Origin of the sequence: uncultured Kiloniella sp. (genome assembly GCF_937128705.1) — a bacterium.
Lineage (GTDB): Bacteria > Pseudomonadota > Alphaproteobacteria > Kiloniellales > Kiloniellaceae > Kiloniella.
Genome location: NZ_CAKZMP010000418.1, coordinates 1 through 9,436, shown reverse-complemented (window position 1 = coordinate 9,436; position 9,436 = coordinate 1). Strand labels below are relative to the sequence as shown.

Annotated in this window: 8 protein-coding genes and 1 riboswitch; of the genes, 5 read left to right on the top strand and 3 right to left on the bottom strand. The window is 49.0% G+C overall.

Features of this window, described 5'->3' with window-relative positions; genetic code table 11:
- Positions 1-238: 238 nt before the first annotated feature.
- A complete protein-coding gene (locus tag Q0241_RS21510; RefSeq protein WP_299381179.1) occupies positions 239-2,938 on the bottom strand; it encodes a hypothetical protein in 2,700 nt (899 codons plus the stop codon).
- 196 nt (positions 2,939-3,134) lie between these two features.
- A riboswitch (cobalamin riboswitch) is annotated at positions 3,135-3,355 on the top strand.
- Positions 3,356-3,462: 107 nt separating this feature from the next.
- Here Q0241_RS21510 and Q0241_RS21505 point away from each other — a divergent pair.
- The 5 genes from Q0241_RS21505 (at position 3,463) to Q0241_RS21485 (ending at position 7,600) form a co-directional block, all read left to right on the top strand.
- The gene (locus Q0241_RS21505) at positions 3,463-3,651 is read left to right on the top strand and encodes a hypothetical protein (protein ID WP_299381177.1); all 189 of its coding nucleotides are present in this window, start codon (positions 3,463-3,465) and stop codon (positions 3,649-3,651) included.
- Positions 3,652-3,706: 55 nt separating this feature from the next.
- Entirely contained in the window at positions 3,707-4,696 is a 990-nt protein-coding gene (locus tag Q0241_RS21500) for an ABC transporter ATP-binding protein (RefSeq protein ID WP_299381175.1), read from the top strand.
- Positions 4,697-4,756: 60 nt separating this feature from the next.
- Entirely contained in the window at positions 4,757-5,740 is a 984-nt protein-coding gene (locus Q0241_RS21495; RefSeq protein ID WP_299381173.1) for an ABC transporter substrate-binding protein, read from the top strand.
- 199 nt (positions 5,741-5,939) lie between these two features.
- Positions 5,940-7,061 (top strand): iron ABC transporter permease, encoded by a 1,122-nt coding sequence (locus Q0241_RS21490; protein ID WP_299381171.1) that lies wholly within the window; start codon positions 5,940-5,942, stop codon positions 7,059-7,061.
- Positions 7,062-7,114: 53 nt separating this feature from the next.
- Positions 7,115-7,600: a GNAT family N-acetyltransferase gene (locus Q0241_RS21485; RefSeq protein ID WP_299381169.1), complete on the top strand. Its 486-nt coding sequence runs from the start codon at positions 7,115-7,117 to the stop codon at positions 7,598-7,600.
- An 83-nt stretch (positions 7,601-7,683) separates the two neighbouring features.
- Here Q0241_RS21485 and Q0241_RS21480 read toward each other — a convergent pair whose 3' ends face one another.
- On the bottom strand, positions 7,684-8,295 hold the full coding sequence (locus Q0241_RS21480; protein WP_299381167.1) for an antibiotic biosynthesis monooxygenase: 612 nt from the start codon (positions 8,293-8,295) through the stop codon (positions 7,684-7,686).
- Positions 8,292-9,323 carry a glutathione S-transferase family protein gene (locus tag Q0241_RS21475; protein WP_299381166.1) on the bottom strand — a complete coding sequence of 344 codons (1,032 nt, stop codon included), beginning with the start codon at positions 9,321-9,323 and terminating at the stop codon, positions 8,292-8,294. Before Q0241_RS21475 ends, Q0241_RS21480 begins: the two co-directional genes overlap by 4 nt.
- Positions 9,324-9,436 lie beyond the last annotated feature (113 nt).

The following is a 9,436-nucleotide window of genomic DNA, read 5'->3' as shown; positions in this document are numbered from 1 at the left end:
AATCGGTGCCGCCACACTTGATGCCTTTCAGGCCGCTATGGACGATGGTTACCCATCCTCAGCAGAAACCAAAGTCATCGAGGCCTTAAGAAAACGACTGCCGTTATCTTAGGGATCAATTTGAACATACAAACCCATAGCTAGAAAACGGTACTACCAGAACGGTATTATCAGAAAGAACGCCTGACCCAATACAATCTGGCCCTGCACATAAAAAGACCAGCCCGGAGCTATCAATCTATATGCCCTTCATCAGGCAATCCAGGCGGCTCCCCAAGGTACAGGCTTTTTCCATATATTCTTTGGCCTTGGTTAAGCTCTTGCCAACGCCACGACCTTTTTTGTAAAGCTTGGCCAGCTTTGAACACCCTGTTGGCAAATCATTATCACAGGCTTCACGAAAAATGGCTGCGGCTTTTTGGCTGTCTTGTTCAACCGGACCACCAAGATCATAGATATCCCCCAAACCAAGGCATCCCTTGGGATCACCCGCGTCACAGGCCCTTGTGAAATAGGCATAGGATTTATCGATATCTTTCTCGACCATATGGCCGATAAGATTAAAGGATCCCAAAATCGAACAGCTTTCTGTCCAGCCGATTTCACAAGAATGTTCCATCAAGCCAATGCCCTTTTCCACATTCTTTTCGATACCGTACCCCATGACCTGCATCATACCCAAACTGTAACACCCCTTGCCCTCTAAAGCATCGCAAGCCCTTGAAAACAGAGGAACTGCCTTTTGAAATTCAGGGGGATCATCCGCTGATAACATCTTGAGCATTCCGGCCCTGAAATAGCTGCTCGCCCGATTGGAACACCCCAAGGGATATTCCAGATCACAGGCTTTTTGATACAGCTTTTCTGCCTTTTTCTGATCCAGCTTTCCGGCGCGGCCACTTTCATATAAAGCCCCCAGATTATTACACCCGTCCCCGACATCAGCTTCGCAGGCGCGGTCGTATAAATCTGCGGCCTTCGCCACATCCTCATCAGTCCCGGTTCCGGTGTCATAGGCCCATCCCAAACCGGCACAAGACATCATCTCATCGCGCTCACACCCGCTTTTGAACATGGTAAAGGCCCGATCAATATCCTGATCAACGCCGTCCCCTTCCATATACATCCACGCCAGAACCTGACAGGCATCAGGCTCTTTTTCAGCACAAGCCTGTGTGAATATATCAGCGGCTTTTTCTTTGTTCTGTTCGACGCCTGCGCCGTCATAATAACTACGTGCCAAAAGGGAACATCCCAAAGTATCCCCCCCGTCGCACGCTGTGTTAAAATAAGCAGCTGATTTTTCAAAATTTTCGTCAACAACCAAGCCTTCGGCATGATACATACCCGCAGTCGTACACCCGTCAAACAATCCTTTTTCACAGGATTTTTCATACATGGACACAGCAGTTAAATCATTTTGTGCTGTGCCTTTTCCTTCCTGATGCAAAACCCCCAGATTAAAACACGCCGATGCGATATCCAGATCACAAGCCCTTTCATAAAAGCTTATTGCTTTTGCATAATCCTGTTTTAAAAGAGTTCCGTCATCGAAAAGAAAACCTGCATTAAAACAGCCCAGTCCATCGCCATTATCACAGCCCAACTGAACATATTTCAGTGCCTGATCCACAGATTGGGAAACGCCATCACCATCTTTATAAAGTACCCCCAGATTGGTGCAGCCATCCCCATGCCCCAAATCACAAGATTTCTGATAATACTGTGACGCCTTGCGATCATCTTCACGGACCAATGTTCCCTCATCGTAAAACTCTGCCAACCGCAAACACGCTTCGGCATAGGCGTCATCACAGGATTGATTGAAATAGGTAATAGCCCGGTTGATATCAACGTCCCGCCCCAAACCTTGTTCTGCGGCGATACCGACGTTAAAGCACCCAACATTATAGCCAAGGTCACAAGACTTGTTATAAAGATCCAGCGCCTTTGACAGATCAACACCGATTTCAGTTTCGTTTTCCCAAAACCATCCCAACCGGTTACACGCCCGCGCTTTGTCATTATCGCAAGCCATTTTGTACAGGTCTGCTGCTTTCTTTATGTTGGTATCAACGACATGGCCAGTTTCGTAAAACCAGCCCAGGTTGCTACACCCTAATGCATACCCTTGATCACAAGCTTTTTCATAAAGCGCAAAAGCTTTTGGCAGATCTTTTTCAAGCCCTTCGCCATATTCGTAAGACCATGCCAGGTTATTGCACCCAAGCGCATCGTCTAATTCACAGGCTTTTCGATACAGCTTAATGGCTTTTCCAATATCGCGATCGATGATCTTGCCCTCATCATAAAACCCCGCAAGATTAGAACAGGCTGTTCCTTCATCCATATCGCAAGCTTTCGTATAAAGCCTGATGCCCTCGTCAACATCCTGTTTGACACCCTCACCATTTGTATAAGTCCACCCCAGAACCGAACACCCCAATCCCTCACCATATCGGCAGGAACGATGATAGAGCTCTATCGCGCGATCAATGTTTTCAGGCATCCCCGAGCCTTGTTCGTATAACCGTCCCAAACGGTAACAGCCCAGCCCATCATCGCCATCACATCCGAATTGGTAGAGCTTAAAGGCAGCCTTGAAATCTACATCGGTGCCATGTCCGTACTCGTAGAAATCCCCTAGATTGGTACAGGCATAATATTCATTTGCATCACAGGCTTTGGTATAGAATTTTATCGCTTGTTTCGGGTCTTGGGCCACGCCATCACCCGCGTCATAGCTCCAAGCCAAACTATAACAAGCCCAGCTATCGCCCTGTTCGCACCCTTTACGATAGTTCTCGATACGAATGGCGCCATTCAACTTGCTCTCTGGGGCATGATCCTTGTTGTATCCCAAGCACTTTTCGTCATCATTCTCAACACAAGCCCCGCGATCTCTGATGTTTCCATCATCAAGACCCGCAGCGTGCACATCTCCAAAAAAAGATGTGGCCCCCGAAAAAGAGACTGCCCCAGCAAAAAAATACCGAAAAACATGGTTAAAGACAGTTTACGCAACACTAAGAACACAACACCCCCCTGTTGATATTTATTCTAGTAATAGTTGCCTTGATTGCCAGAAACAAGCCTAAGCTGTAAAAATCACCTTGATTATTTTCTTTCTTTTTGACAGCATCTGCGGCGATGGTTTCTGGATTTCAAAGCTGAGTCCGGAATGAAAAGGGAACACGGTGCGGTGTAACCATCAGGTGCCAATTCCGTGACTGCCCCCGCAACTGTAAGCGGCGAGCTATTCTGAGATTAACCACTGACCCCATAGGGTTCGGGAAGGTTCAGATGTTGCTTCGACCCGCAAGTCAGGAGACCTGCCATTTTTGTTATCAACGCTAACCGGGCGGGGTGCCTCGGAATGGGTGATAAAGATGGCTATCCGGCAATATACGCCGCGACCTGATATCGCTGTTCCTCCCTCTCTGCCCAGGCACGGAGGGTGCTATGAAAAAGAACACGACCCAAAAGTCATCAGACAACTTTCTGAACAATTGCCCCAACATTATCGGCAGTCGGGGAGACAAGAATAGAAGAGCGAAAACACAGCTCTTGCCTCTTGTCCTTTCTACGCGATCAACCTATGGGCACGATTGTGCGCTTCGGGGGATTGCGCCCCGGGATTATACCCTGTAGAAAACAATAAATCGAAACGTTATAACATAACAATTTATATTGTTTTTCATCCAAAATGAAACGTGCATCTCTACAGGATACATCTGGTTTGACCATATCTAATCTAGACGCCCCTGACTTAGCGACAAGGTCAGATCCAGCGTCACGAAAAACTTTCCCCCCTGAGCCACAATTTCGTGGGCCACAATTTCATGGGCCAAAATCCCGTGAGCTTAAATCTCATGAACCCAAATCTCATGCGGCAACATCTCAGAAGGCCCCAATGCTTGAGGCTGCATTACTTGAGGCCAAAGACCTTTCCTGGGGACCAAAAGGACAACCTGATTTGTTGTCTAATATCAGTTTTCGTGCAGCACCGGGACGCGTTCTGGGCATTGTCGGGTCTAACGGTGCCGGAAAATCAACCCTGTTGCGTTTGCTCTATCGCTTTCACCAGCCCCGAACCGGGCAAGTATTGATAGATAACGAAGATCTATGGGCCATGTCCCCGCGTTCAGCCGCGCAAAGAATAGCCGCTGTTCTTCAGGAACAACCTACTGATTTTGCCCTAACAGTCTGGGAAATCGTTGCCTTGGGTCGTACGCCGCACCGTCGTGGGTTTTCCCAAGTTGGGTCAGAAGACAAAGCGATTATCGAAAACGCCCTTGCAACCTTGGGCCTATTGAGTTTCGCCAAACGATCCTTTGGCACCTTGTCAGGCGGCGAACGACAGCGCGTGATGGTTGCCCGTGCCCTGACCCAAGAACCGCATGTTCTTATTCTGGACGAACCCACAAACCATTTGGATATTCGCCATCAACTCGAAGTACTTTCGCTTTTGCGTACTTTGAACATGACCATCATCACCAGTCTGCATGATCTCAATCTTGTGGGGCAACATACAGATGATGTTCTGGTTCTCGCCAATGGTCACAGTTTGGCCTTTGGCCCATCAGATCAGGTTTTGACTGAACCCCTTGTTGATCAAGCTTTTGGGATTACCAGTCGCATTCAGCGTCTGATGCCCAGTGATCAACCTCACTTTACCTTTCACCTTTCCCGATAGCCGCCTCTGTGTTTCCACAGAACAGCTTACATAAACTTACCTCTATCAATGGAAAATAAGATGTTTAAAAACTCACTGTCATCTTCCCGTCTTGTTGCAGGCAGTATCTTGTCTGCATCTCTGACAGCTGCTGCCATTCTGACCCCAGTACAGGCCACTGCCGACCCCGTCACGGTCCAAAGCTGTAACCGACAGGTTACCTTTGACAGCCCGCCGAAAGCAGCCGTATCTCACGATGTCAATATGACAGAAATGATGCTGGTCCTTGGCCTGCGCGATAGCATGGTTGGCTATACGGGTGTATCAGGCTGGAAAACGCTGGACGAAGAAATGCGTCATCAGGTTAAGGAACTGCCCGAACTGGCCGCCAAACACCCCAGCAAAGAAACCCTGATCGGGCACGATGTCGATCTGTACTTTGCCGGATGGAACTATGGCATGAAAGTCGGCGGCGAAGTAACGCCAGAAACCCTCGCCCCGTTTGGCATTAATGTTTATGAGCTAACTGAATCCTGTAGCCACATTATCGATCGCCCAAAGATTACAATGGTTGATATGTATAACGACCTGTTGAATCTGGGCAAAATTTTCGGCATCGAAGAAAAAGCAGAAGCACTTGTCGCCGGGTACAAGTCTGAAATGGCCACCATTCAGGACAACCTGAAATCACCGGAAAAACCATTGCGTGTTTTTGTCTATGACAGTGGCGAAGACAAACCCTTTACCGCCGGTCGCTATGCGATGCCGACAGCCCTGATCGAAGCAGCTGGTGGCAAGAACATCATGGACGATTTCGAAAAAAGCTGGGGCACAATCGGCTGGGAATCAGTTGTTGATCGCAACCCGGAAGTTGTCGTGATCGTGAATTATGGCAAGGTCACAGCCGAACAAAAGATTGCGTTCATGAAAAACAACCCTGCCTTTGCAGATGTTGATGCCGTCAAGAATGACCGTTTTGTTGTTCTTGAATATGTCGAAGCAACCCCCGGCCCTCGTAACATCAAAGCTGTGAAGAAGCTTGCCGCAGGCTTCCAAGGGTCATAAGTCCCAATGCCCCAGACCATAAGTTCAGGAATGACAGGCCCTGTATGAATTAATTTGGGGCGGGTGATTTAGGACGGTGATTTGTTTTTTTGGGGGGAAATCCCCACCATTGGCCCGTCCCATTCGCCCGCCCCTATCACGACGTAAGAACCCGTTACTGCTGCCTTCATTAGGGCAACAAACTAAGGAATTTGAGAGTATGAGTAAAAGATCCCCCCTTGGGGACGACACGGTTCACGGGCACTCTGCGTGGAAGACCACACAGCCCCGAAACCGAGTGTCGGTTTTATCATCCCAATTATCAGAACGAAAAATGACCGTGATGATCACACTGGGGTTATTTTTTCTTATTATCTCTTTTTCCCTAGCAGTTTCTATCGGTGCGATCTCTGTCCCTGCCCAGACGGTCTGGGGCATTGTTCTAAACAAGATTTCTCCAGACACGATCGAACAGACATGGTCCAAAGGGCGCGAGGCGATCGTGTGGGATATTCGCTTTCCCCGTGCCATCCTTGCCGGATTTGTCGGTGCCGGACTGGCTATTGTCGGCGCAACCCTACAGGCAGTGACCCGAAACCCGCTGGCTGATCCTCATCTATTGGGCATTTCATCCGGTGCTGCATTCGGGGCGATCATTGCCCTGTTACACACAGGCATGTTTTTGGGGCTGGCGACGGTTCCGCTTTTTGCTTTCTTTGGCGCGTTGGCCGCATCTGGCCTTGTGCTTTTGGTGTCCCGCATGACCGCATCCACATCTGCTGATCGGCTGATCCTTGCCGGGGTCGCCGTGTCTTTTGTCATTATGGCCGGGGCGAATATCCTCATCTTTCTTGGGGACCAAAAATCAACCCATACCGTTGTGTTCTGGATGCTCGGCGGTCTTGGCCTTGCCCAATGGTCACAACTGATTTACCCCTTGACCATCCTGACGCTTGGCGGGCTTTATTTCTATCTTAAATCCAGCGATCTCAATGCCATGACGGTTGGGGATGAAACGGCTTCGACCCTTGGGATACCTGTCGCGCGCTTCCGGCTTATTATCTTTATCGTCGGGGCCTTGGTAACGGGGGTGATGGTGGCCTTTTCCGGCATTATTGGCTTTGTCGGTCTGATGATCCCGCACATACTTCGCCGTCTGGTCGGCGGGAATTACAGATACATCCTGCCGGGATCAGCCTTGGTCGGGGCGATCTTTGTTATCTGGTCTGACGTTGCGGCCCGAACCATCATGGCCCCCGAAGATATGCCTATTGGCATTATAACCGGACTGGTCGGTGGCCTGTTCTTTATCTGGCTACTGGGCCAAGGTAAAAAGGGATAGCCCGCTTTTAAAAACTGAATATTCAAACAATAACATCACACCCGGAAATCATTATGCCTACCCATCACATTACTGTCCGCGAGATTACTGAAAACGATATCGACAACCTCTATGACCTGATCATTGCGATCGCCCGCCACCATGATCAGGAACAATACGTCCTGACAACACCCGAAAAATTACGCGAAGACGCCTTTCCGCCCCCGCCAGAAACCGCAACATTTGGCGCCCTGCTGGCCGAAGTAACTGACGCACAAGGACAAGTAACAGTTGCTGGCTATGCATCCTTTACTTGGAACTATTCAATCTGGTCCGGCGGGCGCTATATGAACATTGACGATGTGTTTGTCTGGAATCAATTTCGCGGACAAAAGGTCGGAGAAAATCTCATGCTTGCGGCACAGGATCTATGCAAAACCAAAGGCGTAGAGCGGTTGCGATGGGAAGTCCAGCAAGACAATCACAAAGCGATCAAATTCTATCAACGCCTCGGCGCTCGCGTGGATATCAAAGGTGTTTGTAAGTGGGCTGTCACATAAGGCCATTTGAATATACGCCCCACATTTGACAATACCCGCTCCCCCTCCCTCCCCTAGGTTAATGGGGTTAATGGGGTTAATGGCTACCTCACCATCAGCCAAGGGCGCAGGATACGGCTGAGAAAGGGCATAACAGGCCAGGTCAATAATGCGGATAACACAACAACAAGAATGAAGTCCTGTGCCAACCGTGGCAGAAAGCCGATGATCGGGCCGATTAGTTCCAGCAACAATATCAACATCGGATAAACACCGATCACGCTGAGGACAATACGCTTCCAGATTGGGGGCAAGCCGGGTTCTGTGCCTCCAGATTTTATCCCCTGCATTTGATCAAATCGTATATGATCAAACCAAAGCCCGACCCCTGATGCCACCACCATATCTGCTGCGCCCCCGGTGATGGTTTCGATTTGTATCAGCACGCTTTTGATCTGCGGGTTTTCGCGCCACTTCTTTGCAGACACTTCATCCACCCATCTGGACAGAACAGTGTATTCCATTTGGTGATCCCGATTATAACGAACCGTATCAACCGATAAGAAACCATCCTCGGTTTTAAAAAGCTGATGCAGCTCGTCAACCAGTGCCTCGTAACGATCTTGTTCTATCAACGGCACATGGTCTGTTACAGCAAGAACGACGGGGTTGTTCGTAACGCACTTTCCATCCCGATCCTTGGTTTGCCAGGTCATAATATTGCCTCTGGACCAACAGGCACAATGCCCGTGGGGTTCAATTGGCGCAGGCTACCCCAATAGTGGATCTTGATCTGATCCAGCTTCACCGTCTGCGCAACTGATCCCTGTTCATAGATCCGCTTTACCAACGCAGACAGGTTCGGGTAATCAGCAATGCGACGCAGGTTGCATTTGAACAAGGAAAAATACACCGCATCAAAGCGGATCAAGGTTGTGAACAGGCGCAAATCTGCTTCGGTTAATTGGTTTCCGACCAAATATTCTACGCCGTCAAGCCGCGTTTCAAGCACATCCAAAGCATCGAACAAACCATTTACGGCATCTTCATAGGCCGCTTGTGTGCCCGCAAAACCACAGCGATAAACACCATTGTTGATCTTTTGATAAACAAGATCGTTCACATCATCAATTTCAGCCCGTAACTCATCAGGGACAAAGTTAGTATCATTGCCCGCAACACCGACAAAGGCAGAGTTCAACATACGGATGATTTCTGCTGATTCATTACTGACAATGGTGTTGAGTTTTTTGTCCCAAAGTACCGGAACACTGACCCGTCCTGTATAGGTTGGATCAGCCGCTGTATAGATTTCGCGCAAAAAGGATTTACCAAACAGATGATCCGGATACCCGCCCTCAATATCCCCGGCAATATCACCAGAAACCTCTTCAGAAACATCAGTGAATTCCCATCCATCATCTTGCAGAACCGGGCTCACCGTCGATACAGAAATTGCATCTTCCAATCCCTTGAGCGAGCGCAGAACCAGGGCGCGGTGCGCCCAGGGACAGGCATCACTGACATAGAGGTGGTAACGACCTGCTTCGGGGGTAAATTTTATGTCGGCTTCATCTTTACCGTTTTCGCCTTCCAAAATTTCACCGCCCAAAATTTCACCGTCCAAACTTTTCGGCACGATCCAGTTACGGAACGACGTTTCCTCGCGACGATACTGGCCATCTTCGGATGCCTTGATGTCTTCTTCTCGGGTCCAGATACCATTGATCAATTTGCCGGGCATGTTACCAGTTCCTTTTGTTATCGCCGACTATTTCACCCAAAGCAGCTATATGAACCGAAGGTGGATAAGAATAGTCCGCGCGATTAAGTCATTTCCAAAAATTTGGCTGTGGG